At 58.6% G+C, this 24443-nt stretch carries 24 protein-coding genes and 2 pseudogenes; 15 read left to right on the top strand and 11 right to left on the bottom strand.

All coding sequences use genetic code 11. From position 1 onward, the window contains the following. Positions 1-125: 125 nt before the first annotated feature. The 4 genes from repC to ACFO5X_RS18665 form a co-directional block, all read right to left on the bottom strand. The gene (repC, locus tag ACFO5X_RS18680) at positions 126-1220 is read right to left on the bottom strand and encodes a plasmid replication protein RepC (protein ID WP_380719801.1); all 1095 of its coding nucleotides are present in this window, start codon (positions 1218-1220) and stop codon (positions 126-128) included. A 226-nt stretch (positions 1221-1446) separates the two neighbouring features. Beyond that, positions 1447-2412: a plasmid partitioning protein RepB gene (gene repB / locus ACFO5X_RS18675; RefSeq protein ID WP_380719799.1), complete on the bottom strand. Its 966-nt coding sequence runs from the start codon at positions 2410-2412 to the stop codon at positions 1447-1449. Next, the gene (repA, locus tag ACFO5X_RS18670; protein WP_380719797.1) at positions 2412-3614 is read right to left on the bottom strand and encodes a plasmid partitioning protein RepA; all 1203 of its coding nucleotides are present in this window, start codon (positions 3612-3614) and stop codon (positions 2412-2414) included. The genes repB and repA overlap by 1 nt, the downstream gene beginning before the upstream one ends. A 330-nt stretch (positions 3615-3944) precedes the next feature. Further along, the gene (locus tag ACFO5X_RS18665) at positions 3945-4826 is read right to left on the bottom strand and encodes a recombinase family protein (RefSeq protein ID WP_380719795.1); all 882 of its coding nucleotides are present in this window, start codon (positions 4824-4826) and stop codon (positions 3945-3947) included. Between the two features lie 177 nt (positions 4827-5003). Between ACFO5X_RS18665 and ACFO5X_RS18660 the strand changes: the two genes are divergently transcribed. Both ACFO5X_RS18660 and ACFO5X_RS18655 read left to right on the top strand, forming a co-directional pair. Next, entirely contained in the window at positions 5004-5246 is a 243-nt protein-coding gene (locus ACFO5X_RS18660; RefSeq protein ID WP_380719793.1) for a type II toxin-antitoxin system Phd/YefM family antitoxin, read from the top strand. After that, entirely contained in the window at positions 5246-5647 is a 402-nt protein-coding gene (locus tag ACFO5X_RS18655; protein WP_380719791.1) for a type II toxin-antitoxin system VapC family toxin, read from the top strand. The genes ACFO5X_RS18660 and ACFO5X_RS18655 overlap by 1 nt, the downstream gene beginning before the upstream one ends. Positions 5648-5676: 29 nt before the next feature. Here ACFO5X_RS18655 and ACFO5X_RS18650 read toward each other — a convergent pair whose 3' ends face one another. Next, complete coding sequence (locus ACFO5X_RS18650; protein ID WP_380719789.1) at positions 5677-6771, bottom strand: tyrosine-type recombinase/integrase; 1095 nt, start codon at positions 6769-6771, stop codon at positions 5677-5679. Positions 6772-6930: 159 nt separating this feature from the next. Between ACFO5X_RS18650 and ACFO5X_RS18645 the strand changes: the two genes are divergently transcribed. Both ACFO5X_RS18645 and scpB read left to right on the top strand, forming a co-directional pair. Beyond that, entirely contained in the window at positions 6931-7818 is an 888-nt protein-coding gene (locus ACFO5X_RS18645) for a DUF1403 family protein (RefSeq protein ID WP_380719786.1), read from the top strand. 2 nt (positions 7819-7820) lie between these two features. Next, positions 7821-8411, top strand: a complete 591-nt coding sequence (gene scpB, locus ACFO5X_RS18640; protein ID WP_380719783.1) for an SMC-Scp complex subunit ScpB — start codon at positions 7821-7823, stop codon at positions 8409-8411. Between the two features lie 522 nt (positions 8412-8933). Here scpB and ACFO5X_RS18635 read toward each other — a convergent pair. The 5 genes from ACFO5X_RS18635 to ACFO5X_RS18615 all read right to left on the bottom strand — a co-directional run bounded on the left by ACFO5X_RS18635 (position 8934) and on the right by ACFO5X_RS18615 (position 12933). Further along, complete coding sequence (locus ACFO5X_RS18635; RefSeq protein WP_380719849.1) at positions 8934-9911, bottom strand: LLM class flavin-dependent oxidoreductase; 978 nt, start codon at positions 9909-9911, stop codon at positions 8934-8936. Positions 9912-10037: 126 nt separating this feature from the next. Beyond that, positions 10038-10673 (bottom strand): glutathione S-transferase family protein, encoded by a 636-nt coding sequence (locus tag ACFO5X_RS18630; protein WP_380719780.1) that lies wholly within the window; start codon positions 10671-10673, stop codon positions 10038-10040. A gap of 10 nt (positions 10674-10683) precedes the next feature. Further along, complete coding sequence (locus ACFO5X_RS18625; RefSeq protein WP_380719777.1) at positions 10684-11583, bottom strand: SDR family oxidoreductase; 900 nt, start codon at positions 11581-11583, stop codon at positions 10684-10686. 55 nt (positions 11584-11638) lie between these two features. Further along, the gene (locus ACFO5X_RS18620) at positions 11639-12451 is read right to left on the bottom strand and encodes a DODA-type extradiol aromatic ring-opening family dioxygenase (protein ID WP_380719774.1); all 813 of its coding nucleotides are present in this window, start codon (positions 12449-12451) and stop codon (positions 11639-11641) included. Positions 12452-12525: 74 nt separating this feature from the next. Beyond that, positions 12526-12933, bottom strand: a complete 408-nt coding sequence (locus ACFO5X_RS18615) for a DoxX family protein (RefSeq protein ID WP_380719771.1) — start codon at positions 12931-12933, stop codon at positions 12526-12528. Between the two features lie 137 nt (positions 12934-13070). On the opposite strand from ACFO5X_RS18615, the gene ACFO5X_RS18610 reads away from it, so the two are divergent. Together ACFO5X_RS18610 and ACFO5X_RS18605 are read left to right on the top strand one after the other, a co-directional pair. Next, positions 13071-13436 (top strand): winged helix-turn-helix transcriptional regulator, encoded by a 366-nt coding sequence (locus ACFO5X_RS18610; RefSeq protein ID WP_380719768.1) that lies wholly within the window; start codon positions 13071-13073, stop codon positions 13434-13436. Beyond that, positions 13378-13617: pseudogene (locus ACFO5X_RS18605) on the top strand (IS110 family transposase); the annotation flags it as partial. The gene ACFO5X_RS18610 and the pseudogene ACFO5X_RS18605, both read left to right, overlap by 59 nt. Before the next feature lie 253 nt (positions 13618-13870). Here ACFO5X_RS18605 and ACFO5X_RS18600 read toward each other — a convergent pair. Beyond that, complete coding sequence (locus ACFO5X_RS18600; protein WP_380719765.1) at positions 13871-14149, bottom strand: hypothetical protein; 279 nt, start codon at positions 14147-14149, stop codon at positions 13871-13873. Positions 14150-14440: 291 nt separating this feature from the next. Between ACFO5X_RS18600 and ACFO5X_RS18595 the strand changes: the two genes are divergently transcribed. The 9 genes and pseudogenes from ACFO5X_RS18595 to ACFO5X_RS18555 all read left to right on the top strand — a co-directional run bounded on the left by ACFO5X_RS18595 (position 14441) and on the right by ACFO5X_RS18555 (position 24438). After that, positions 14441-15691, top strand: a complete 1251-nt coding sequence (locus ACFO5X_RS18595; RefSeq protein WP_380719762.1) for an IS256 family transposase — start codon at positions 14441-14443, stop codon at positions 15689-15691. A 293-nt stretch (positions 15692-15984) separates the two neighbouring features. Then, positions 15985-16242: pseudogene (locus tag ACFO5X_RS18590) on the top strand (ISKra4 family transposase); the annotation flags it as partial. A gap of 138 nt (positions 16243-16380) precedes the next feature. Then, positions 16381-17592: a CaiB/BaiF CoA transferase family protein gene (locus tag ACFO5X_RS18585; RefSeq protein WP_380719759.1), complete on the top strand. Its 1212-nt coding sequence runs from the start codon at positions 16381-16383 to the stop codon at positions 17590-17592. Further along, entirely contained in the window at positions 17589-18755 is a 1167-nt protein-coding gene (locus ACFO5X_RS18580; RefSeq protein WP_068242655.1) for an acyl-CoA dehydrogenase family protein, read from the top strand. Before ACFO5X_RS18585 ends, ACFO5X_RS18580 begins: the two co-directional genes overlap by 4 nt. Positions 18756-18861: 106 nt before the next feature. After that, positions 18862-19716: an SDR family oxidoreductase gene (locus ACFO5X_RS18575; RefSeq protein WP_380719754.1), complete on the top strand. Its 855-nt coding sequence runs from the start codon at positions 18862-18864 to the stop codon at positions 19714-19716. Then, positions 19716-20561, top strand: coding sequence for an ABC transporter ATP-binding protein (locus tag ACFO5X_RS18570; protein ID WP_380719751.1), 846 nt, complete (start codon positions 19716-19718; stop codon positions 20559-20561). The genes ACFO5X_RS18575 and ACFO5X_RS18570 overlap by 1 nt, the downstream gene beginning before the upstream one ends. Continuing rightward, positions 20554-22473 carry an AMP-dependent synthetase/ligase gene (locus ACFO5X_RS18565; protein WP_380719748.1) on the top strand — a complete coding sequence of 640 codons (1920 nt, stop codon included), beginning with the start codon at positions 20554-20556 and terminating at the stop codon, positions 22471-22473. The genes ACFO5X_RS18570 and ACFO5X_RS18565 overlap by 8 nt, the downstream gene beginning before the upstream one ends. Further along, positions 22474-23361: a branched-chain amino acid ABC transporter permease gene (locus ACFO5X_RS18560; RefSeq protein ID WP_380719745.1), complete on the top strand. Its 888-nt coding sequence runs from the start codon at positions 22474-22476 to the stop codon at positions 23359-23361. Between the two features lie 3 nt (positions 23362-23364). Next, positions 23365-24438: a branched-chain amino acid ABC transporter permease gene (locus tag ACFO5X_RS18555; RefSeq protein ID WP_380719742.1), complete on the top strand. Its 1074-nt coding sequence runs from the start codon at positions 23365-23367 to the stop codon at positions 24436-24438. The last annotated feature ends 5 nt before the right edge of the window (positions 24439-24443 follow it).

The raw sequence follows: 24443 nt of genomic DNA, 5'->3' as shown, positions 1-24443 counted from the left end.
CTCACTTCCCGTCACTCCATTCACATCCACCCTCTCCCTCGACAGCAATTGTCCGCGGACAAATGACCCGTTGAGCAATAGAGCCATAGGGAAAGCAGGTTGTGTGCGTCACTGGGACTTTTGTTCTAGATTGGCTGCGGCTGTGTCCGAGAGAGTCGTCGTATAAGCTGTTCAGGAACGAAGTCAGGGCTCTTTTTTCCTGACGTTATCGAACGAAAATAGGCACCAACCTTTTGGATCTGTTCGTGGAACTGCATGATTGCCCAAACGGTCAACGCAGTTCCTTCAATGCCAAGATTTTCTTGGGCATCTTGGTAGTTTCTGGAATCGATCCCTAGCATTGGTGCTAGGGATCGAGCGTGGGAAACTACGTCGGCCATTGTTTTCACCGGGGTAAGGGAAAACTGTGCTGCTTCGGGGCAGGCGCTTAGGATTTCTGGAACGCTAAGGTGGATGGGTTGCTGATCTGAAGGATGAGCCTTGGATTGGTGCCGTTCCTTAAAATCAATATGTTCTTTATTTGAGTTATGATGATGCCGGACATTTTGTCCGTCGTTGCCGGACATTTTTTCTTGTTTGGCGTCGGTTTTGTCACAAGGCTGTTCGGCTTCTACGGCTTCGAAATCGAGGCTACCTAGAAGGTTGTAGCAATCATCCAGTGAAAGATTTCTGCGAAGGGCGCGTATAGCCATTGTCGCATCAATGCTGTCGGGCTCGGCCTGTAGGATGGCGTTTGCTGCGGCTCGAATTTTTGCCTTTAGGTAGGCAATTTGATCGTTCTCGCGAACGGCCTGGGCAGCAAGCTCAGCAAGTTCTGCGATGCGCTGGAACAAGGGAGTGAGGTCGAACCCGAATCTAAGCGCAGTACCTTCGGTCACGTTTTGTCGGCTGAACCTTTTTCGATTTGAGCTGTCCCGGCGAACAAGGAGTCCGAGTTCTTGGAGAATGGCGGCATGACGCCTAATTGTTCGGTCGGAGATTCCGTTTCGGCGAAACGCTAGCGTGGCATTTGATGCGAAGACGGTATTGTGCTGCCTTGTCGGCGGAAGGCACGATAGCATCGCATCGAGCGTCGCAATGACAGGTGCTTTTAGGCCCATCAAAGGAGCAGCCTGGCGCAGTGTGTCGATGATGATGTGACGTTCAGGTCGGTGGTTGTCCGCGGACAACAGTCTTCCTGACCGCTCTCCTACGGAGGCGGATGCCTGAATAAATGCCATGATTTTTTCACGACAACCTGTCGGGAAAGGCCCAGATCCCTCGATTTCTTGAGAAAAGGCAACAGATCACCGTTCAACCGATTCGGTTGTTGTTGACTGCTACGGAGAAGCTGGTAAATCTGAGGGTGCTAAGAACAGATTGGGCTCTCCGGGGAAGACCTTGGGGGGCTCTTTCTTTTCTGGCTGTTTCTCGTGCTCCTTTTTTGTTGCTCTGCTCGCCTGTCTGTCAGTCGGATTGCTGGTCCGACTTCCACGCCTCATAGAGACGTTTCAACTCAACTTCCGCGTTGTCTCGCATCCATTGAGCGAATTCCGGGGTATCAACCTTGGACATCTTCACTGTCAAAGCGCGCGGGCTATCCTTGACCTCGGCCAGCGTCTTGCCGTCGCTCGAGACGATCATGTGCGCGGCGGGCTTCGTGGCGCCAACGGCCTTGCCAATTCTGGAAATGGCGTCGCTCACACGCGCAAAGCGGTCGTCTGAAGTAGGGGTCTTATCCAGACCCAAATCGGAAACCACCCGAATTAGGTCAGCGTTGCTGCCCTTCGCCATGTCGGCTAGATCCTCCCAACGGCGGCGTCCGACCCCATGCGCCGAGCCGATCATCTGTATCACAGCCTCCGGTATCGTGCGGGCAACCTTGGTCATTCGCGACAGCATTGGCTTGTCGATGGCAAGTGCGTCGAGGATCACTGGCTGATCATAGCCATTGTCGCTTAGCTGCGCTGCGAACAAGGCCTTTTCGATGAAGCTTGGGTCCAATCGGTGGGAGTTTTCTTGGCCTTGGGCAAGGATCGCCTGCTCGTCTGACAGCGTGCGCACCAAGGCTCTGGCCGACATTCCGATCGATTGAAGGGCACGAAGCCGGCGACGACCGTAAACGATCTTGTAGCGACCAGGTTTGTCCGCGAGCGGACGGACCATGATGGGCACCTGCTGCCCGTGCTCCTTGATGCTCGCCGCAAGAGAAGCAACGTCGGCATCGGAGAAGGAAAGCCGGTCTTTCGGCCCGTCCTCCTCGATGAGATCGACTGGTATTTCCCGTACCGCATTGCTGGAGAGATCTTTCAGCGTCGATTTCACTCCGCTCATCGCGCCGGTATTGGGGAAACGAGGCTTCAGGTCGCCAGTTGCCGCGTCCTCGGTGGAATCCGGCGGGGGAGGCGGCTGGAATAGGTTTCTACGTGCCATTACGCGACCGTCCTTCCCCAAGCCTGCTGGATCGTTTTTTCGAACTCGTCCGCGACGCCGTTCACGCTTTCCAGGATCCTGTCCAAGGTCTTCTTGACGACTTGGCTAGGTTCCAGTTCATAGATTGTCTGCTGCGTCATCCCAGCGTCTGAAATGGCGGTGGATTTCAGCATGGGTGTGTTGAGAACCTGGTCGAGCAAAATTGACCTCAGGAAACCCGCCATCTGCGACTGAGGGACGTCGGTCGGTTCGAACCTCGCGACGAGGTACTTGAGGAACGACCAATCGATAGGCCCTGTCGCTTCCTCCAAGGTTCTGACGGTCTCTCCGGCCATCTCAAGGAATTGAGCCATTGAGGCAACGTCTAGCATGCTCGGGACGACAGTGATCAGAAGACCGGTCGACGCAAGCAAAGCAGTCATTGTAGTGAAGCCTAACTGCGGCGGGCAGTCGATTATCACCAAATCGTAGTTGGCTTCAATTTCGTCGAGCGCAATCGCCAAACGTTGTGTGAAGGGTGGATCGACTTTGTGTTGAAGCGCGTAGGCCGTTTCGGTTTCGTACTCTGACAACAATAACCCGGCCGGTGCGAGGTCGAGGTTGTGAAAGTATGTCTTGCGCACCACCTGGCTCAGGGGCACCGGATCTTCATATTTAAGGGCGTCGTACACCGTACCACTTTCGGCAAATTCGATTTCTGGTCGGTATCCGAACATTGTCGTCAGGCTGGCCTGGGGATCCATGTCCACGGCCAGCACACGATAGCCTCTGAGGGCGTATCGTTGGGCGAGGTGGATCGCGGTCGTTGTTTTGCTGGAGCCGCCTTTGAAATTGACGATCGAGATGATTTGGAGTGCATCACCATCCCGCCGACCCGGCAAATACGCTTCGCCGTTGCGACCGGTTCGCGCCATCACTTGACGGATTTGGTCGATCTCTTCAGCGGAATAGAGACGCCTGCCTCGAGAGTCCGTTTCGACATCGGGAAAGTCACCTTCCTGATGGCGCGTTCTGAGGTTCGACATGCTGATGCCTGTCAACTCGGAGACTTCGGCAGGGTGGAACTTGCGCAGCGTCTTTCTGCTTTCCGGTTGAAAGCTGTTGCGCATATGGTGGTTCAGGGCATCTGATAGACGCGCAGCGTTGGCAGAAATGGAAGCTGCAATTGATTTTGCGCCTGGGAATTCTGCCTTACTGTTCATGCTGCCCTCATGACCTCTTGGTGGGTCGATTACGTTTCGTCGCTAAAGTGCGCGATTTTCGCATTCTTGCGACTAGAGCACTCATGACACGCAACTTATCCCCAGACAACAATTTTTTTGTTATGCGGAGTGAGCGATCCTCAGTAAGGATTGGGCTGGCACGTGGCGCATTAGTTTAAGCAGTGGATAAATAGAGATAATTCTCAATGCGCGCTGGGGCGCTATCGAACATGTTGTGGTGTCGCCGCAGTTTACCCCTAGGGATCGCGGCGAGGTTTATCTGCGAATCGTGGCAGACTACGGGCGGCGTGACTGGAACTTAGTTGCCGATTAGATCTGCCCAAGTCGCTCAGCCCGATCCAAGAGCATTTTGACCGATGACGGCTGCCAGTTCGTCCGCCCACGGGGCGTTCGTTCGCGCATCGCCTCCAGCCGATCACAGATAGCCTGAAGCGTGATGTCGGGATCTGCGCCCTTGATGCCTGCAATAATGGCAGGCAGGCGGTCGTCCGTTTCGCGCCGTCCGGCGCGGGCCAAAACGGTCTCGGGCAGGAAGCCGTCGCGGACATAGGCCTTCACAGCGCGTAGCAGGCGGCTTTGGGTCCAGCGACGCGCCTCGGGCAAGGGGCCGTTGACGATCCGCAACACGTCTTCCCAGGCCATGTCGGGGCGCAACCGGCGGACATGCGGCACCCAGTCCTGCGCCGTCTCGCCCATTCGCTCCATATAGCCGTCCTGTCGGGCCAGCCGGACCTTGCGCAGCGCCGCCGGATCCCTGGCGCGCAGACCAGGGTTGCCGCCCACACGCCCTTGGCTACGGGCCGAGGCAAGCCCGGCCTTGGTGCGCTCGCGGATCAGGGCGCGTTCGAACTCGGCCGCAGCACCCAGAACCTGCAGCGTGAACTTTCCCTGCGGACTGGCTGTGTCGATCGGGTCTTGGATCGACCGGAAGAAGGCGCCCTTTGCCTCGAGCCGCTCGATCACCTCCAGCAGATGCGACAGCGACCGCGCCAAACGGTCGATCCGCACGACGACCAGCGTATCGCCCCTTTGGGTGCGCTCCAGCAAGCGGGCAAGCACCGGCCGGGCACGATTGCCGCCTGAGGCGTGTTCTTCGAAGATCTCGACGCATCCTGCAGTTTGCAGGGCCTCAGACTGGGGCAGGGGGGTCTGATCCTCTGTGGATACGCGCGCATAGCCTATCAGGGGCATGAAAATCGGCCGTTTGCAATTTCATATACCGTTACTAAACGACCCTTTGCCTGCGGATGCGGGCCGATTGGTTTTCCCAACCCACTTTGACTACTCTACCCTTTGGGTTGGGTGCGTCTTGACATGAGCAAGTTGAGATGCCACTTATCTAGACAGATAGCTAGCTAGGTGAAAAAGATGTGGACTGTTCAGGATGCAAAAAACAAGTTCAGCGCGGTTGTTGACGCAGCACTTGCCGGCACGCCGCAAGAGGTGACGCGCCGAGGCAAGCCAGCGGTGGTCGTCCTTTCTTCAGATGAGTACCATCGGCTCCTGGAGGGTGCGGTGAAGGCGCGCGAGAGCTTTGCAGATCATCTGATGGCATTTCCCGGTGGGGATATCACTCGCGCCTCGGCCGCACCGCGTGATGTAAGCTTCTGATGTACATTCTCGACACTAACGTCATCTCGGCCGTGCGCCGCCCGGACCGAGCTCCCCAAGTGGCAGCCTGGTTGCGCGGCAAGGCTGAGCAGGACCTTTTTCTGAGTGTCATCACGCTGGGCGAAATCGAGCGCGGCGTTCGCCAGCAGGAGACACGGGACCCTATGTTTGCCAGCGATCTCCGCACGTGGCTCGATCGGACGGCCTTGCTGTTCTCGGACCGGCTGCTCGCTTTTGAGGCCGAGGATGCACGCATCTGGGGACGGCTCTCAGCCGAGATCGGCCATAATGGTGCTGATCTGATGATCGCCGCGTCGGCGCTACGTCATGGCGCTATCGTCGTGACCGGGAATATCAGTGACTTTGCGCCGACCGGTGCTGCGTTGGAGAATCCGTTCTAGGCTAAATGCCCTGTGGTATGGCAGGGGGGTCACAACCCCGCCGCTTTGGTCAGGTTCACCCGGAACCGATCACGGCGACGTTGATAGCGGCGGGTCATCTCGGCCGAGGCGTGGCCGAGCTGCTTCTGGACATAGCGTTCGTCGACCTCGGCCGAAGAGGCCAGGCCGGCACGCAGGCTGTGCCCCGAAAACAGCGCCAGCCGTTCTTTCTCGGGCAGGTCTGACCGGATACCGGCGTCGAGCACGGTGCGCTTGATAAGTCGCGCAACATGCTTGTCATTAAGCCGCGCCTCCAACGCGCGGTTGCCGTCGCGCGAGGTGCGCACGAAGACCGGCCCGAAGTCGATCTTAGAGAAGTGCAGCCATTGTTCCAGCGCATGGACGGGACAGGTCTGATCTGACGAGCCGCGCCCGATCTCGACCTCGCGCCAGCCGGTCTTGGCGTTCAGGGTGAGCAGGGTGCCTTTGTCGAAGATCTCGATCCAGCCGCCGCTGCCGGGGGTGTCGTCCTTGTGGACGTCGAGACTGACGATCTCGGATCGCCGCAGCCCGCCCGCATAGCCCAAGAGCAGGATCGCCCGATCCCTGAGCCCGCGCAGGTCGAAAGGAAGGGTGGCGACCATCGCGAGAATATCCTCGGCCAGGATCGCCTCCTTCTGCAGCGGTGGGCGTGCGTGCCTGCGTTTGATCCCGGCCAGCACCGTGGCGATGTGACGGTTCTTTCGATCGAGGGTGAAACCTCGCTGCGCGTAGTTCCAGGCAAGGCCGGACAAGCGGCGGTCGATTGTCGAGACGGATAGGGCAGGGGAGGGGGCCGACCCAGACGCCAGATCTGCGAGGTAGAGACCGATCATCTCAGGCGACGGAGGCAGCGGTTCCGCGCCCTTCATCCGGCACCAGCGCGCGAAATGCGCCCAGTCTTTGGCATAGGCTTTCAGCGTGTTGTCGGACGCCGCCGCGCGGGCGTAATCGCGGGCGGTATCGACCAGCCGGTCGAGGGTGCCAGAGCCCGCCATGTGCGCGGGCAGGGCAATGACATCGCTTTTTTCTTGCGCGCTCTCGTCGTGCTGAGTTATCTTGATCCTGTCCCTAGACGCTGAGATCGATGTCTCGCGTTTTGACATCACTTTCCCCCGAAAAACCGTTGATTTTGAGACTGTGCCGCAGCATATCCCTTTACGTCCGATAATGCAAACTTATTGGACATAACGGCGGCGGCAACATGGCGGCGGTTCCTGCCGGTTTCGCTGGCATTAACCGCCGTAGCAGTTTAGCTTTGCGGCATGAGGAAACCGCGCGCTGTCCTTGGTATCGAGCCAATCTCCATTCCGCCCCTGCCGGGCTGGATAGGCTTTAACCTTGCGGAAAACGCTGAAATGGCGGCTTTTCGGGCCGGGGCGACGCTGGCACATCTGGGGACGGTCGGGGCCGCAAAGGACTTGCCCTTGGCGCTGTGGCGCGACCAGCTGGCGCTGCGGGCGGCGGAGGCCTGTGTGGGGTTTTCCGGGCGGCGCGAGGGGCAGGGGGCACTGCGGGATGCAGTGCATATGACCCGCGCGGGCGATGATCCGGGACCGGCGGGCAGGGTCTTGCGGCAATGGAGCCTTGCGGTGGCGCGGCCGATAACGGTGGGACATCTGGCTAAGGCGCTGGAAGGGCTTTCGCCCGAGCGGATTGGGATGTGTCTGGATGCCACGGGAGGCACGCCGGTAGAGCGGGCGGCAAACGTGCTGGAGGCGGTGCTGGAAGGCAATCCGCGGGCCGAGACTGAGGCGCTGATCCTGGCAGACGCCGTGCTGGCTGTATCCATGAGGCAGACCCATATCCTGCCACTGCTGGCCCTTGCGCTGAAACCGCGCGATTTGCGGTTGCGGGGGGAGAAGTTGCGGCTGGCCTGCCATCGGGCGGTGGTGTTGGGGGCAGGGCAAGCGGTGCCGTTGGCGGCAGAATTGGTGAGGGCGGCGGCAAGGCTGCGGGCGGTGGTCCCAAAGCTTCGGGCAAGGGGTGCTGCGCGGGCGGTTGATCTGTTCCTGTCGCGCGATGTCCTGGCCCCCTCTGCGTTAGACTTCATGTCTGATCGCGCTGCGCGCAGGCTTTGTGAAAGGCTGGTGGAACTCGGTGCAATTCGCGAGCTGACCGGGCGGGATACATTCCGCCTTTACGGGGTCTGAACATGGCGCTGCGCGAAGAGGCAGGTCTTGACCGGGATCTGGCTGACCTGCCCGCCGATCTCCGCTGGCGGGAATGGATGCGTCGGATCGAGGCGGTGCTGTTCGCCAGCGCGGCACCGGTGGCGCGCGATGACCTGGAGAGAGTGGTGGGACAGGGGGCCTCGGTCGATCTCCTGATCGAGGATCTGGCAGTGGATCTGGAGGGCCGCCCCTATGAGGTGGCGCGGGTCGGCTCAGGCTGGACGCTGCGGACCAAGCCCGCTTATGCCCCCGCGATCCGCGCCGCAACAGATCTGGGGGGGCAAGCCCTGAACCTGTCAGAATATGATCTGGCCGTGCTGGCGGCGATTGCGTTTCACCAGCCGATCAGCCGCGACGGGTTGAAGGACATCTTCGGCAAAGAGATCAGCCGCGACCTGATCGGCCGGTTGGCTGAGCGCGACCTGATCGGCACCGGCCCCCGCGAACCCCGCCGTGGCGCGCCCTATACCTTCGTCACCACCGAGAAGTTTCTGGCCGCCTTCGGGATGGAGACCTTACGCGATCTGCCCGATCCCGAACAACTGGATGACGCTGGACTCGCCGCGCCTTGATTGCGACCGGGTCACGCCGTCTTGCACCCACTGTCCTGCGCACGATGCCTTTCACCTTCTGTCGCGTAGCCCCTAAATGGGGTCATCCTCAAATTGTGTGGCGGAACTATGCTTTAAGGTAATAGATCAGGGGGATTATCTTGAAAACGAAGAAGCGTTGGGCCCCGTGCAACGAAGTCGCGTTTGATGCGCCGAGACCGGTGGGGGAGTTGTGTCGGGCAGGCTGACGGCCCGATCAACCGCCTGAAGACCCTCAAGCGGGCTAAGTATGGCCGCGACGGTTCGGGTGTTGTTCAGAGCCAGGATGCTGTCACTGCACCACACAAAGTGAGGCAGAGCCCATTTAAGGGCTACGCGACAGCAACACACGCATGGGAAAACGCCGCCGAATGAGAGGGTCACCGCAGGGCGCGCATCGCGTTGCCGTTGCGCGGGCTGCGGTGCTTGATGGAAGGCTAACCGTTTCAAAGCGGGCCGCTTGACCACCATGTTTTGCCCCCTCCCCCTTTTTGGCTTATATGGTTAGGACCCCAGAGCCTTGCGGACATCCGGAGCGACGCGAGTTCCCAGAATCTCGATCGCGTTCATCAAGGATTTGTGGTCGAGCTGCCCGATCGCCATCTGAATGGTAATCCGGGTAAAGCCGAAAATTTCATGATGGGCGAGGATCTTGTCGGTCAGCTCTGCGGGTCCGCCCACGAACAACGCGCCGCTGGGGCCGCTCATGGCATCAAACTGATCACGGGTTGCCGGGGGCCATCCACGTTCTGCGCCAAGTCGCGTCATGACCTCGTTATGGGGGTCACTGTAAATATCGCGGGCAGCTTGACTGGTTTCGGCCACAAACCCATGCACATTCAGCGAGGTTTCAAGGCTGGCCGGGTCGTGCCCCGCCTTGCTGGCGGCAGCGCGATAAAGATCGAACAAAGGCGCAAACCGCACTGGTTCCCCACCAATTATGCCAAGCGCAAGGGGCAGGCCAAGTTTTCCGGCCCGCACCGCAGATTGCGGGGTGCCGCCTACGCCCAGCCAGATCGGCAGCTTGCCTTGATAGGGACGTGGATAGACGCCCCGATGATCGATTGCAGGCAAATATTTCGTGCGGGGCCGGCTTATGTATTCAGCTTCGTTCACCGCCATCAATAGCTGAAGTTTTTCAGCAAAAAGACCGTCGTAATCATCCAACGGAAGACCAAACAGCGGAAAGGATTCAATAAAGGCACCGCGCCCGACCATGATCTCGGCGCGCCCCTGGGTCAGGTTGTCCAGAATCGAAAACTGTTGAAAGACGCGGATCGGATCATCGGAACTCAGCACGGTAACGGCGCTGGAAAGGCGGATATTTTTGGTTTGTATAGCCGCCGCTGCCAGCGACATCGCGGGATTTGAAACCGCATAATCGGGGCGGTGATGTTCGCCGACGCCGAACCAATCCAACCCGACCTGATCCGCCAGCACGATTTCCTCAACCAGATTGCGCAGCCTTTGCGAAGGGCTGATACTGCCGTCCCGGCCAGTACCCTACTCTGCGAATGTGTATATTCCAATTTGCACGATGTGGCCTTATTTAGGGCGGGCTTTAGGGCGGGGGCGAATGGCTCGCCCCCGCACATATATTTGTGAATTCTAGCCGCCAAACAGGGCCAGAACCGGTGCAAACGCATCCTTCCACGAGGCGCGCGCCTCAAGTCGTTCGATCCAGGCCGCGACATTCGGAAGAGCGTCAAGCGAGATCTCAGACTGCACACGATACATGAATGTCGAGGCCAGCGCAAAATCCGCGACGCTCAGATCGCCCGCGATCCAGTCCTTGCCCGCGAGGCCGATTTCCAGCACGGCCAGAAACTGAGCGACATTTTTCAACTCACTGTCGACAACGCTTTGATCCGGCTCTCCCATGCCGAACTTCGCCTTCAGGAACCGCTCGAACGACAGCTTCTGCATCGCCGGGCCAAGGTGTATCGTCTGCCAGTAAAGCCACTGATCCACCGTTGCGCGGGCCTTTGGGTCGTCGGGATAAAGACCGCGCTCGGGTTTCTTGCTTGCCAGATACGAATTGATGGCGCGCGATTCCCAGACCACGAAATCGCCGTCCACCAGCACTGGGACCTTGGCGTTGGGGTTCATTGCCAGGAATTCAACGCTGCGGTTGTCGCCGCCGCGTATGTTGACCTCGATGATCTCAAGGTCGATCCCCAGTTCCAGGGCAACCGCCCGCACCCGAAGGGCGTTGGGCGAGAAATTGGCGTTGTAAAGCTTCATGATGGGTTCCTTAATGCGCCGGTGGGGTCAACAGAGCCGCCTTGTTGGCAATCAAAAAGTCACGCGCCGACTGGCCGGCTTGTCCGGTCAGTTTTTCCAGATCACCCGTTGCAACATTCAGATAGTCCTTGGCCATCGCCTCGTCGAAGGACGCAAAAACCTTTGCCATGAACTCTGGCAAGCCAGCGCCGATCATGGCCTGAACCAGATCGTCGGTTGAGATCGGGATATAGGGGATATCCTTGCCCGAGATTTCCGACAGGATGGCCGCGATGTCACCTTGGGAAAGCGCCGCAGGGCCGGTGATGTCCAGAACACTTGAACCGGTTTCCTGCATCAGGGCCGCTGCGGCGGCGCGGGCGCAATCGGCGCGGGTAACATAGCCAGTTTTCCCCTCAGCAGCAGCGGCGAAATGCTGCCCCATACCAATGCTTTGGCCACCACCCATCAGCACCAGATCGGTGTAAAGGTTGTTGCGCAGGATGGTATAGCTGGCACCGGTTTCTTTAATCAGCGCTTCGGTGTCGCAGTGATCCTTGGAGAACGTGATCGGGCTTTCCTCAACCGGGTTTGTCAGCGAGGTATAGACGATATGTGTGATCCCTTCCTTCATCGCGGCTGCGACGGCGTGTTTATGCGCTTCCAGTCGCTTTCCTGGTTCCAGATCGTCGGTCGAAATGATCAGCAGACGCTTGCCACCGGCAAAAGCCGCGCTCAGCGATGCGGGGTCATTGAAGTCACCCTTGCGGGCCTCGACTCCCTTGTCAGCCAGATCGGCCAGCTTTTCCGGCGAACGCGAAACGGCGATGATCGGACCGGCACCGGCCGCAATCAGATTGGCGATGACCTGTCGGCCAAGTTGGCCGGATGCACCGGTGACGATGAAAGGGCCGTTTTGAATGGTTGTCATTGGGTTTTCCTTGATTTTTCGGGTTGGATCTGGATGTTCAAGCGTCAGATGGGACTCAGCCGAAAGTAAACGCGCTTTCGACTGCGCCTAGCACGTGATCCTCCAACGTTTTCACGCCTTTGTCGGCAAGGGCTGCCCCCGCGACCACATGCAGCGGAATCAGATGTTCCTCGCGCGGGTTTGCATCGCGGGCACCGGGAGCGGCGGCCCATTGTGCCAGCATTCGATCACGCTCTACCGGATCGGTGCGGGTGGCCGCATCGCTTAGCCAGCGGTCAAATTCCTGCCCGTTCACGAAATCGGCGGCGCCACCCCGCATCGCGCGCATCATTTTTTGCATGTTATGATAGGTGTTGCCCGAACCGATGATCAGAACACCTTCATCTCGCAACGGTGCCAATGCCCGCCCGACCGCAATATGCGCAGCCGGGTCAAGATCACTTCGCAGGCTCAGCTGTACACAGGGAATGTCGGCCTGCGGAAAGGCCACCTTGAGCGGAATGAACACGCCGTGATCGTAACCGCGCGCTTCATCAACGGGGCAGGGAAACCCGGCCGCCTCGAGCAGCGCCTGCACCCTGTCGGATAGCGCAGGAGCGCCGGGCGCGGGCCAGGTCAGTTCGTAGGTGTGGGGTGGAAACCCGTTATAATCGAACAACAGCGGTGGGGCCGGGTTTCTTTGCACGGTGAACTGCGGCTCTTCCCAATGGCCCGAAATCACCAGCAATGCCTTGGGGGCTTGCGGCAGTGATGCCGGTAAATCCGCAAGGAACTCGCGCTGCCGGTTCCAGGTTTCCGGCGGGTTCCAGTCCATGAAGAAACATGGGCCTCCACCGTGTGGAATGAACATCGTCGGCATCCGAGTCATGTACTGCGTCCTTTCGCTTGTTTTACTGGCAGAGCGTGATGGCCAGCCCGGCATGTGGCCGCCGGAAAATCCGGTTAAGCGGCGCTCTTCAGCATATCACCGTAGGGTGATTTCTTTGCGCGCACCCGGTTTTGCGTCAGGAACGACACAATCAGCGCAATCAAGGTAACAATCGCCGGCAACGAGTTCGGAGAATCGGCCGCAGCCATATGCGCCGAGGCGGCCAGCAACAGGTGCCAGAACATCGCCGCATAGGCGAAATCGGACAGAAACGTCGACGGGCGCCAAAGGATGACTACGGCCGCCACGACCTTCAGCACGGCCAACGGCCAAATTATGTAGGTTGGGTACTTCAACAGGCCCTCATACATTCCCACAACCATGTCATGCGAGGAAATGTAAAATGCCCCTGCGCCAAGATAGACAAATGCAACCAGCCCGGTTGCAGCCCAGTAAGTAATTTTCGCAGATTTGTCGCTCATCCAGACGCCCTCCATTTTGTATAAATTGCCCGGGCATTCTTCCCTATGGGTTATCCTTGCCAGGTTTTGCATTTCACTTTAGTGTTAATAAGCGTCTTGGTTTAAAAGGAAAAGTAGGCACGGAAAAGTAACCATCCATGGAGAACCTCAAAGTGAAACAGAAAACACCGCCCGCATGTCCCATGGACTCCATTCTGCGCCTGCTGATGGGTCCGTGGACAACCTATATTCTCTGGGTCCTTAGCGATGGCGGGCCGCAACGTTTCGGGGCGCTGAGGCGGGCAGTGCCGGGAATCTCAACCCGGGTGCTGACGGAACGGCTGCGAATGTTGCAGGCGGCCGGAGTGATCTGGCGCGATCAGACCCAAACGATCCCACCCGCGGTTACCTATGGTCTGGCTGAGCGAGGTGACGATCTTCGCCAAGTGCTCGAATCCTTAGGTGAAATTGCGCAACGGTGGCAATACGAAGGGGCGTTTGAAACGGGCGATGTTGCTGCATAACAGCGTCATCATCAAACGGCACAGCCATGCCTCGGCCCGGCATGGTACCTGGCTGGGCGGGATGCTGACACGCAAGCCGCCGATGCTGGTGCGGGTGGCGTTGGCCAACAAGATGGCGCGGATCGTCTGGGCCTTGATGGTCCGGGGCGGCGTCTACCAGTCTACGGCCGCGGCGGCATAAGCCGACCGCCGGTCGCGAGGACGTCGGAGCGGAAAAGGGCAAGGAGCAGTTTGGCGCAATAGTCGTGAGATGGGATCGGGAGAACCAGTGTGCAACAGAGTGCCTTCGAGCACGCGGCTTTGATCTGGACCCGACCTTCGAACACCATACGGGCCCGCGGCATGTGAGACGCCGCATCATGAGGCCGGACACATGTCAGCACCCGATGACGCGCCAAGACCAGCTTAGAAAATACCACTTGCGCAAGGGGCGGTTACACATGACCATTCCAAAGACGCCACCTCACCGCTGCAATATCCTCAAGAAATTCCTCTTGCTCGTCCGGCGGCAGTCGGCGCGCCAACCACTTGGAAGTCTGCTCAATGGGGCGCAGCTTCATGGCAATGTGAAACCAATCGAGGATGTGCGTGGCCGGCTGCGGAAGTACTGATTTCAATCGCTTCAGACAGTCCTCACCATCAGAAATCACACTGATTTCGCCCTTGCCCTCGTATCCGAGACGTTTGAGGGCAAGCAGCCCTTCTGCCCTCATTCTCCGTCGCGATGTACCAGAAAAGGCGAACAGAACTCCTCGGTCGGATCCGACCCCGCCACGACTTGCATGACAAATGACCGCTTCGAAGCTGCGCGTTTTTTGGCCCAGAACTTTCGGGATGTGAGCAGTGTCAATGCTGAGGACAAACTCCCGTTCTGGGTCTCCAGGCAGTGGCAGCTCGCGTTGACGACGTGAGAAACGCGCGAAAGTTGGTGATGCCCTGAGGGGCGGCATATCATGGCGGTGTTCAGACGCCGTCAATTCTCAGCCGAGAAAGGGATATGCCACATGCCAGAGACTACCATCACTGAACTGCCCGATCCATCAGGATTTGGCTCCGACCCGTTCAGCGACGTTCTGCGCGATGGAGCGCGCAAGCTGATCGAACAGGCGATCCACGCCGAGCTGGCCGCGCTCATGAACGCCTTCTCCGGGGACAAGCTCGAGGACGGGCGGGCACGCCTGGTCCGACACGGTCATCTGCCCGAACGCGAGGTGATGACCGGCATTGGTCCGGTGCCCGTGAAGGTGCCACGCGTGCGGGATCGGGGTGCTGGCGAAGACAAGGTCACTTTCACGCCCAGCATCCTGCCGCGGTATTTGCGCAAGGCGAAATCGGTCGAGGACCTGCTGCCTTGGCTTTATCTCAAGGGCGTGTCCACAGGCGACTTTACCGAGGCTTTGGAGGCCCTGCTGGGCCCGAATGCCAAGGGCTTGTCTGCCAAGACCGTCACCCGGCTAAAGGCCGACTGGTGGCACGACTATGAGGCTTGGCAGAAACGCGACCTCGGCACGCGGCGGTTCCTCTACATCTGGGCGGACGGGGTCTACTTCAAACCGCGCATGGCCGAGGAAAAACAATGTGTTCTGGTGATCGTCGGGGCGGACGAATACGGCCGCAAGGAGTTGCTGGCGATGACCGACGGCTTCCGCGAAAGCACCCAGAGCTGGCGTGAGGTGCTTCTCGATCTCAAGCGCCGCGGCCTGAAACAGGACCCGAAACTCGCCATCGGTGACGGCGCGCTCGGATTCTGGACGGCCCTGCGCGAGGTGTTCGCCACGACCAGGGAACAGCGCTGTTGGGTCCATAAAACCATGAACGTGCTGAACGCGCTGCCGAAATCCAGCCAAGCCAAGGCCAAGGGCCATCTGCACGACATCTGGCAGGCCGAGACAAAGGCCAAAGCCAACGTCGCCTTCGATTTCTTCGTCGAAACCTACGGGGTGAAATGGGACAAGGCGGTGGACAAGCTGGTCAAGGACCGGGACGCGCTGCTGACCTTCTACGACTATCCGGCCGAGCAATGGAAACACATCCGGACGTCAAACCCGATCGAGAGCACCTTCGCCACCGTCCGACATCGAACGAAACGCACCAAGGGGTGTCTCAGCCGAAAGACCGGTCTGGCCATGGCCTTCAAGCTGATGATGTCGGCGCAGAAGAAATGGCGCAAACTCGACGGCCGAAACCGCCTGCCCGAGATCATCCAAGGGGTTGAGTTCCGCGACGGCCTCAGCCAACTTCAAACTGCCGCTTGATCAGCGGATCAATGATTGAACCAGGCTGGCGGAAGGGGATGATCGTGGTATCATCTGTCATAGGCGTATCGCTCCTCTGGAGGTTCTGGCTGGCCTAGACACCCGCCACGATACGCCGCCTCCTCAAATCCCATCACCCAGATTCACGCATAGCCCCGTCACCCCAGGGCTATCGCGTTTGGTAACCCATGGGCAAAATACGAGAACATATCATGACCAAAAAGGCACGCCTCGTCGTGTTCGATGCCGGAATTCCATGTCAAAAGACTTCAACGCGACCACCCAGACCCAAGCGCGTCAGAGCTCGGTGCCAGGAAATCTATTCCTACCTTGCGAACAACTTCGACGCGCTCGTCGACTACGGCCATCGACACCGGAATGGCCTCGCAGTTTCGTCGTCCCGGGCAGAAGGCTGTGTTGATGACATCGGCAACACCCGCACGGGCAAGCGACGGCGCATGAGATGGTCACCGCGGGGCGCGCGTCGGGTTGCCGTCACTCGGGGCGCCGTGCTTGACGGAAGGCTAGGCGTCTCAAAGCGGGCCGCTTGACCTCCAGCTTTTGCCCACTCCCAAAGACAGCAATTATTGACCCTTTCCCGAGCCATTTGAATCGCACTCACGGCTTGAACTTGGTCCGCATCTTCGCTAATATTCTAACAGATGTTAGATTATTAGCGAAGGGATCATATGACCTCCCCACTTCATCAGCTGAAAATCATCGAGCTCGGTCATGTTATTGCTGGACCACTCTCGACCTCGCTGCTTTCTGATTTTGGGGCAGACGTCATCAAGATCGAGGCGCCCAACCGAACGGACATGATGCGCGACCTCGGGCCCAAGGCCGGGGACGGGGTCGGCGTCTGGTGGAAGACGCTTGGCCGCAACAAGAAGATTCTGAGCCTCGACTGGAAGTCGGGCGAAGGACGGGACATCCTGCGCAGACTGGTTGAAAGCGCCGACGTACTTGTTGAAAATTTCCGGCCAGGCGTGCTTGAACGTGCGGGTATCGGGCCCGAAACTCTGCATGAGTGGAACCCGGATCTGGTTATTCTGCGCGTTTCGGGTTACGGTCAGGGCGGCCCGATGCGGGACGTGCCCGCTTTCGGGCGCGCGGCAGAGGCGATGAGTGGTCTCGCCCATCTGACTGGTTTTGCGGACGGGCCACCGATGCACCCCGGATTTCCAGCGGCCGACAGCACGACAGGGTTGATGGGTGCTTTGGGGATCATGATCGCGCTGTTTGCCCGGGAAAAAGGGATTGCGCGTGGTCAGGTCGTCGATCTTGCGGTGTTCGAGGCGCTGCTTCGACTGATGGACTATCCCGTGCCCGCATTGACGGGCGCGAACCTCTCGCCGCGGCGCAACGGGCTGCGCCAGCCGATGGATTTTGCGCCGGGGGGCATGTTCCGAACCTCTGATGGGGTGTGGGTGACCGTTTCGGCTGGCAGTGCAGAAACAGCGCAACGCCTGTTGCGGGCGGTCGGCGGAGACGCGCTGGCCGATGATCCGCGGTTCGCTACTCTCGGCGAGATGTCGCAGCATATGGCCGTGGTCTTCGACGCCATAAACGATTTCGTCACGCAACACACGCTTGCGGAAGTCGAGGCGGAGTTTGCCCACCATGATGCGGTTGCCTCTCGTGTGCTGAGCGTCGAGGAGATCATGACGAATGAGCAGATACGTCATCGCGGCGACATCGTATCGGTTGAGGGCGAGCAAACGCAGGTGATTGGACCTATTCCGCATCTCAGCGCCACCCCCGGTGAGTTGCGCTGGCTAGGGCGGCCGCCGGGCGCGGACAGCCGAAGCATTCTGCGCAATCTTGGATATGCCGATGACCGGATCACTGCCCTGTGTGAGGCGGGGTTTGTAGGTTTGGATGGGAGCGAGACACAATGACATTTCGGATGACGGGTGATCAAAAGGAAATTCGAGATCAGATCCTGCGTATATGTGCGCAGTTCGATGACGACTTCTGGCTGGACCGGGATCGGAACGGGGGTTTCCCGCATGAATTGCACAGGGCGATGGCAGATGGTGGCTGGCTTGGTATTGCCATGCCGGAAGACGTCGGCGGTTCTGGTCTAGGGATCACCGAAGCGACCATCATGATGCAGGCGATTGCCGAATCGGGGGCTGGCGCCAGCGGGGCCTCGGCCATCCACATGAACATTTTCGGGCTCAACCCGGTGGTCAAGTTCGGAACCGATGAACAGCGCGCGCGTATGCTGCCCCCCCTGATCGCCGGCGATCAAAAAGCTTGTTTCGCTGTAACCGAGCCGACGACCGGGCTGGATACGACCAAGCTGAAAACCATGGCGGTGCGACAGGGAGATAGGTATGTAGTGCACGGGCAGAAGGTCTGGATTTCGACCGCGCAGGTGGCGGACAAAATGTTACTTTTGGCCAGAACAACGCGGCTTGAGGATGTGATCAACCCGACCGAAGGGCTGAGCCTGTTCTATACCGATCTCAACCGCGATTTCGTTGATGTGCGAGAGATCGAAAAGATGGGGCGTAAGGCGGTCGATTCGAACGAGGTTTTCATAGACGGGCTGCCTATACCGGCTGAAGACCTGATCGGAGAAGAGGGCAAGGGTTTCCGGCAAATCCTGCATGGGCTGAACCCGGAACGCATCCTGGTGGCAGGCGAATGTATCGGCATCGCCCGCAATGCTCTGGCACGCGCAGCGCAATATGCCAAAGAACGGGTGGTTTTCGACCGGCCAATCGGTCAGAATCAGGGCGTTCAGCATCCGCTGGCTCAGGCTTGGGCGCGGGTGGAATCGGCCAATCTCATGGTGATGCACGCCGCTGCCCTTTACGATGCGGGAGAGCCTTGCGGCATCGAAGCGAACGCAGCCAAGCTTTTGGCCGCCGACGCCGCGGTCGAGGCAACCGAGGCCGCACAGATCACCTTTGGCGGATTCGGATACGCCAAGGAATATCACGTGGAGCGGCTGGTCCGGGAAGCACTGTTGTTCCGTATCGTACCGGTGACGCCACAGATGCTTTTGTCGTTCATAGCGGAAAAAGCGCTTGGACTTCCAAAGTCTTACTGACCGCGAGTCACGTTCTGGGAGAGTGTACATTCTCTGCTTGTTTTTTTTCTAACGAACGTTAGAATATTGAAAAATGCCCCAACCGGGGAACAAGGGAGGAGGCGTCATGAGTGAGACGCAGTTCGGGTCTTCGCGAGAGGACCTGTCAAAACGTACAACCGTTTACGCACAAGATTTGTTCGCGGGAAAAAACGTCGTTGTAACCGGCGCAGGTGGCGGATTGGGGCTGGCAATTGCGGTTCTGTTCGCCAAGCTGGGCGCCAATCTGGCGATCAATGGACGCAACGAGGAAAAGCTGGCCTCGGCCAAAGAGTACCTCGAGAGCTTTGGCGGCAGGGTTCTCGCCAAGCCCATGACCATCCGTGACCCTGAACAGGTCGAGGATTTTGTCGCCAAGACAAATCAGGAATTCGGTTCCATAGACGTTTTGGTGAACAATGCAGGGGGCCAGTTTCCGCAGGCCGCGCTGGATTTTTCCTCGAAAGGTTGGAACGCCGTTATAGACACCAACCTCAACGGAACCTGGTGGATGATGCAGTCCACCGCGCGCCACTGGGTTGCGAGCAAGAAACCGGGTTCCATCGTGAACATCGTGGCCGATATCTGGCGCGGCATGCCCGGCATCGCGCATACCTGTGCCGCGCGGGCAGGGGTGATATACTTGTCCAAATCGGTCGCGGTAGAGTGGGCGCCGCATGGGATTCGCGTGAACTGCGTGGCACCGGGTTGCTGTGAAAGCAACGGTTTCGGGAATTATCCTGCAGAGGGTGCCGCAACCTTTCAGGACTCCAATCCGATGCGGCACGCCGGGGACGAATGGGATGTCGCTGAAGGCGTTGTCTATATGGCAGCCAATTCCGGTAAATTTGTAACCGGCGAAGTTCTGAACATCGACGGTGGGCAACAATTGTGGGGAGATCCATGGCCAACGGGGCGACCGGACTACTTCCGGATTTCCTGATGAAAGCCATGAACCTTAGTGGGGACAATAGGATCTACATGACGACGAAAAACAAAATTTCAGCTGGCGCCGATGACGGGTCGATACTCGAGTGCAGCGGGATCGAACGCCGGTTTGGCGGCATCGTCGCTGTTACGGGGGTGGATCTCGTTATTCAACGGGGAGAAATCTTTGGGCTTGTCGGTCCGAATGGGAGTGGCAAGACAACACTGACGAACGCTATCACCGGGTTTTACCCGCCAAATGTGGGGGCTGTACGGCTGGCCGGGCGCGACATCACGGGCATGGCTCCTCACAAGGTGGCCAAGCTCGGGGTTGCCAGAACGTTCCAGAACCTTGCCCTGTTCAACGGGATGAGTGTTCTCGACAACATCTTGCTCGGGCGGCACATCCACCTGAAACCGGGCGTCCTGCGCACGGCGCTCTATTGGTGGGCCGCACGACATGAAGAAATCGAGAACCGCAAGATCGTCGAGGAGGTGATCGAGTTTCTGCAGCTTGAAGGCATTCGGCATGAATTGGTCGACGGTCTTCCGATCGGGCTGAAAAAGCGGGTCGAGCTTGCACGGGCACTTGTGGCAGAGCCGCAGATGTTGATCCTTGATGAGCCGATGGCGGGCATGAATCAGGAAGAGAAGGGGTATATGTCCCGCTTCATTCTGGATGCCCGTGCCGAACGTGGCGTCAGCGTTCTCCTGATCGAGCACCATATGGATGTCATAACTGGCATTTGTGATCGGATGCTGGCGTTGAATTATGGCGAAATGATCGCCAGCGGCATTCCGAAGGACGTTGTAAAAGACCCGCGGGTCGTCAAGGCATATATCGGAGGGTCGCATGACTGATTTGACGGAGAAAATGTCTTCGGGCGGCGAAACGATTGGTGCACTTCTGGCGCGGAACGCGTCGCGCCACGGAAAGGATATCGCGCTTCGCGAAAAGAAACGCGGGATCTGGGAAGAAACCACTTGGGCGGAATACGCCGAAGAGGTGCTTGCCTGCGCGGCCGGACTTGAAAAGATCGGCGTAGGGCCGGGCAAGGCTGTACTTATCCTGGGCGACAACCGTGCACGGCTATATGGCGGCATGCTGGCTGTTTCGTTGCTCGGTGCATATGCAATGCCGGCTTATCCCGGCGCGACACTCGAAGAACTTCGGCACTTTCTTGGCGAAGTCGAAATCGTCGCGGCCATCGCCGAAGATCAGGAGCAGGTCGACAAGATCCTGGAACTGAAGGGCGCGGGCGCTGAGGGTATCAGCCACATCATTTATGATGAAGCGCGAGGCCTCGGATTCTATGAGGTTGAAGGGCTGATGTCCTGGGATCACCTGATCGAAGTCGGGCAGCACGATCTTAATGAAACCCCGGGCTTGCGCGAAGAGCTCTTTGGTCGGGCAAAGCCCGGCGATCCGGCCATTTTCCTGCATTCGTCAGGGACCACTGGAAAGCCGAAAGGTATCGTTCTGAGTCAAAAGAACGTTCTTGCTGCGGCCAGGAACGGGCATGCAGCGGGTGTATTCGAGGAAAACGAGGAAATCCTCGCCTATCTGCCGATGGCCTGGGTGGGCGACTTCGCCATTACCGTCGCGGCGGCGCTGCTCTGTCGGTTCACCGTGAACGTGCCTGAACGTCAGGAAACCGTCGTTCGCGACATGCGCGAAATCGCTCCGACATTCTATCTGGCGGCACCGAGAAGCTGGGATCAAATGCTGACGACGATCCAGGTGGGCATGGAGAACTCGACCCCGGTCAAGAAATGGCTTTACCATTTCTTCATGGACCGGGCGATCGCCGCCGAGACACGCAAGCTGAATGGTAAAAGCGGCGGGCTGCTAGAGCCTTTGGGCCGACTTTTGGGTGAGGTGATGGTTTTTGGTCCGATCAAGGATCAATTTGGCATGAGCCGCCTGAGGAGTGCGTTTACCGGTGGTGAGGCGATTGGCGAAGATACCTTCGTGTTCTACCGCGCCCTCGGGATCAAGCTGCGCCAGTTTTACGGCCAGACAGAGAACAGCGCGATCACCGCGATGCAGGCCCCCAACGAAGTGCGCCTGCATACCGTCGGCAAGCCCGTGCCGGGTGTCGAGGCAAAGATTGACGAGAGCGGTGAAATCCTCTTGCGCGCGGAAAGCGTGTTTGAAGGGTATTTCAACAAACCCGAAGCGACCGCCGAAGCCCTGACGGACGGGTGGCTGCGTACTGGCGATGCCGGTTACTTGGAGAAAGACGGCCAACTGGTTGTTCTGGGACGTGTCTCCGAGGTCATGCATACGGCCGGAGGCGAGCGCTATGTGCCAAACTACATCGAGAACCGGTTGAAGTTCAGCCCGTATATCAAGGATGCGGCTGTTATCGGTGCCGGTCTGGACGAATTGACGGCCATGGTCTGCATGGATTTCGAGGCAGTGGGACACTGGGCCGAAGTGAACGGAGTTCCTTATGTGTCCTATTCCGATCTGTCTCAACGCGACGAGGTCGCCGCGCTGCTGCGCCCTGCTTTCGAAAGGGTAAACAAGGTCGTCACCGAGCCGCTTCGCCTGAAGCGCTTTGTCTGCCTTCCAAAGGAATTCGACCCGGACGATGGTGAGATAACGCGGACCCGAAAACTGCGACGCAAGGTCGTGCAGGAGCGCTATGCCGACGTAATCGCGGCGCTCTACGATGGTACAAAAGAGGTCCATGTAAGCGCGCAGGTGACTTACGAGACCGGGGAAGTAGGGAAGGTCGAAAGAAGCCTTCCCGTTAGGGAGGTATAAATGGATTGGGTCTTTCTATCCGAACTTGCGATCAACGGAGCCCTGACGGGTCTGTTGTATGCGCTGTTCGCCATCGGCCTCGTGCTGATCTACAAGGCCTCCTCTGTGCCCAATCTGGCGCAGGGCGGGCTGACGATGGTGGGAGCCTATGTGGTTCTTGCCTTGTCGCACGATGCGGGTTTGCCATTGTGGCTGGCCATTCCGCTTGCCGCAGTTATCATGTTCGGCTTGGGTTTTGGCATCGAGCGGGTGGCGCTTCGGCGCCTCGCCGGCCGACCGGTCATCATGATCCTGATGATGACACTTGGCCTCGACATCTTTCTGCGGGGCACAACGCTTGCGATCTGGGGTGGGACATCGCGTTCGGTGGAACTGGGCGTCAGCTATGAACCGTTGTTCCTGGGTGACATCTTCCTCAGCCGCATCCATCTGGTCGGAGCCGGCGTTGCGCTTGCCCTCTTTGTCGCTTTCATGGTGTTCTTTCGAACCCGGACCGGGATCAAATTGCGGGCGATCGCGGATGATTACATGGCATCATGGTCGGTCGGGATCTCGGTCGAACACGGTGTCGGGCTGTCCTGGGCCCTTGCGTCTGTGGTGGCCGTGGCGACAGGTGTCATCTGGGGCGAGATTCAGGGTGTCGATCAGGCTCTGTCGCTTCTGCTTCTCAAAGGTCTGACTGTCGCAGTTTTGGGCGGTCTCGACAGCATTCTGGGCGCGGTCGTAGCTGGCATCATTCTGGGTGTGATCGAAAATGTCGGCGCGGAATTTCTTGATCCGCTTGTCGGAGGCGGCAGCCGCGAACTCATCGTCGCCGCCGTGCTCATTCTGACGGTCATGATCCGTCCGCATGGACTGTTTGGCCGTCACGACATCGAAAGGGTGTAAGAGATGCTTTATAGACTTTCCGGAGTCCACCATGCGAACTATGTTTCGGATAGCCGTATCTTCAAGGTACCTGCTGACCGTAACCTGACCGCATTTATTTTTCTGTTGGGTCTTGCTGCGCCGTTCATCATACCGTCGCTCTACCTGAACAGTTACATGTTGCCTTGGCTGATCTGGACGGCCGCCGCGCTTGGGCTGAACCTGGTGACAGGTTGGGCTGGCCAGCTTCACCTGGGCTATGCTGCCGTAATGGCGGTCGGAGCGTATTCGGCGATTCACGCCGCGCGCTTCGGGGTGCCATGGGAATTCGCCCTGATAATCGGCGGGTTGACGTCATCTGTGATCGGCAGCCTGTTCGCCTTTGCCGCATTGCGGGTCAAGGGTCTCTATCTCGCACTCACGACTCTTGCGATGCAATTCGTGATGGACTGGGTTCTGACCCACTCGCCGATGATTTCAGGTGGCTCGCACGCATCGCTTCAAGCGCCCACGCTGGCGCTGCTCGGGCAGGAGATTACTTCTGATACCGGGTATTACTATGTTGTCTTCGGATGGTGTGTGCTGGTGACGATTTTCATGCTCAACCTCAAACGCACCGCGCTTGGCCGTGCCTTGGTCGCCGTGCGGGAAAAAGACTTTGCCGCAGCGATCTTGGGTGTGAACAGTTTCTATTACAAGATCCTGGCCTTCGCGACCTCGTCTTTCATTGCGGGTGTCAGTGGTGCCTTGCTTGTCGCCACCTTCTACTTTCTTGCAGCGCCAGAGCAGTTCTCAGTCTCCGTTTCAATCCAGGTTCTTGCTATGGTGATCGTTGGCGGTCTTGGCAGTATTATCGGATCCTATTTCGGTGTTGCCATGATCCTTCTTGTTCCCGGTCTGGTGAACGGTCTCGTCGTCGCGATGAGCAACGGGCTTGGCACGCAGGTCAACGTGGAAACTCTCGCTCACATTCCAAATGCGGTCTATGGCGCGCTGATCGTCATTATCCTTCTGATCGAACCGCTTGGATTGGGAAAACTCTACGGCAACATCAGAGACTACCTGATGGTCTGGCCCTTCGATCAGTTTAAGAAATAAGGGAA

This window comes from Seohaeicola nanhaiensis, assembly GCF_042654245.1.
Lineage (GTDB): Bacteria > Pseudomonadota > Alphaproteobacteria > Rhodobacterales > Rhodobacteraceae > Seohaeicola_A > Seohaeicola_A nanhaiensis.
Note: the sequence above shows the minus strand (reverse complement) of the source record. Positions and strands in the feature narration are given on the sequence as shown.

What these genes read in the sequence shown, in the direction of transcription:
- ACFO5X_RS18570 (WP_380719751.1), top strand. Translation starts at nt 19,716, where the DNA reads ATGAAAGCCATGAACCTTAGTGGGGACAATAGGATCTACATGACGACG.
- ACFO5X_RS18655 (WP_380719791.1), top strand. Translation starts at nt 5,246, where the DNA reads ATGTACATTCTCGACACTAACGTCATCTCGGCCGTGCGCCGCCCGGAC.
- scpB (WP_380719783.1), top strand. Translation starts at nt 7,821, where the DNA reads ATGGCGCTGCGCGAAGAGGCAGGTCTTGACCGGGATCTGGCTGACCTG.
- ACFO5X_RS18645 (WP_380719786.1), top strand. Translation starts at nt 6,931, where the DNA reads ATGAGGAAACCGCGCGCTGTCCTTGGTATCGAGCCAATCTCCATTCCG.
- ACFO5X_RS18600 (WP_380719765.1), bottom strand. Translation starts at nt 14,149, where the DNA reads ATGAGGGCAGAAGGGCTGCTTGCCCTCAAACGTCTCGGATACGAGGGC.
- ACFO5X_RS18620 (WP_380719774.1), bottom strand. Translation starts at nt 12,451, where the DNA reads ATGACTCGGATGCCGACGATGTTCATTCCACACGGTGGAGGCCCATGT.
- ACFO5X_RS18585 (WP_380719759.1), top strand. Translation starts at nt 16,381, where the DNA reads ATGACCTCCCCACTTCATCAGCTGAAAATCATCGAGCTCGGTCATGTT.
- ACFO5X_RS18555 (WP_380719742.1), top strand. Translation starts at nt 23,365, where the DNA reads ATGCTTTATAGACTTTCCGGAGTCCACCATGCGAACTATGTTTCGGAT.
- ACFO5X_RS18580 (WP_068242655.1), top strand. Translation starts at nt 17,589, where the DNA reads ATGACATTTCGGATGACGGGTGATCAAAAGGAAATTCGAGATCAGATC.
- ACFO5X_RS18630 (WP_380719780.1), bottom strand. Translation starts at nt 10,673, where the DNA reads ATGAAGCTTTACAACGCCAATTTCTCGCCCAACGCCCTTCGGGTGCGG.
- ACFO5X_RS18595 (WP_380719762.1), top strand. Translation starts at nt 14,441, where the DNA reads ATGCCAGAGACTACCATCACTGAACTGCCCGATCCATCAGGATTTGGC.
- repC (WP_380719801.1), bottom strand. Translation starts at nt 1,220, where the DNA reads ATGGCATTTATTCAGGCATCCGCCTCCGTAGGAGAGCGGTCAGGAAGA.
- repA (WP_380719797.1), bottom strand. Translation starts at nt 3,614, where the DNA reads ATGAACAGTAAGGCAGAATTCCCAGGCGCAAAATCAATTGCAGCTTCC.
- ACFO5X_RS18560 (WP_380719745.1), top strand. Translation starts at nt 22,474, where the DNA reads ATGGATTGGGTCTTTCTATCCGAACTTGCGATCAACGGAGCCCTGACG.
- ACFO5X_RS18615 (WP_380719771.1), bottom strand. Translation starts at nt 12,933, where the DNA reads ATGAGCGACAAATCTGCGAAAATTACTTACTGGGCTGCAACCGGGCTG.
- ACFO5X_RS18665 (WP_380719795.1), bottom strand. Translation starts at nt 4,826, where the DNA reads ATGCCCCTGATAGGCTATGCGCGCGTATCCACAGAGGATCAGACCCCC.
- ACFO5X_RS18575 (WP_380719754.1), top strand. Translation starts at nt 18,862, where the DNA reads ATGAGTGAGACGCAGTTCGGGTCTTCGCGAGAGGACCTGTCAAAACGT.
- ACFO5X_RS18650 (WP_380719789.1), bottom strand. Translation starts at nt 6,771, where the DNA reads ATGTCAAAACGCGAGACATCGATCTCAGCGTCTAGGGACAGGATCAAG.
- ACFO5X_RS18660 (WP_380719793.1), top strand. Translation starts at nt 5,004, where the DNA reads ATGTGGACTGTTCAGGATGCAAAAAACAAGTTCAGCGCGGTTGTTGAC.
- ACFO5X_RS18625 (WP_380719777.1), bottom strand. Translation starts at nt 11,583, where the DNA reads ATGACAACCATTCAAAACGGCCCTTTCATCGTCACCGGTGCATCCGGC.
- repB (WP_380719799.1), bottom strand. Translation starts at nt 2,412, where the DNA reads ATGGCACGTAGAAACCTATTCCAGCCGCCTCCCCCGCCGGATTCCACC.
- ACFO5X_RS18610 (WP_380719768.1), top strand. Translation starts at nt 13,071, where the DNA reads ATGGAGAACCTCAAAGTGAAACAGAAAACACCGCCCGCATGTCCCATG.
- ACFO5X_RS18565 (WP_380719748.1), top strand. Translation starts at nt 20,554, where the DNA reads ATGACTGATTTGACGGAGAAAATGTCTTCGGGCGGCGAAACGATTGGT.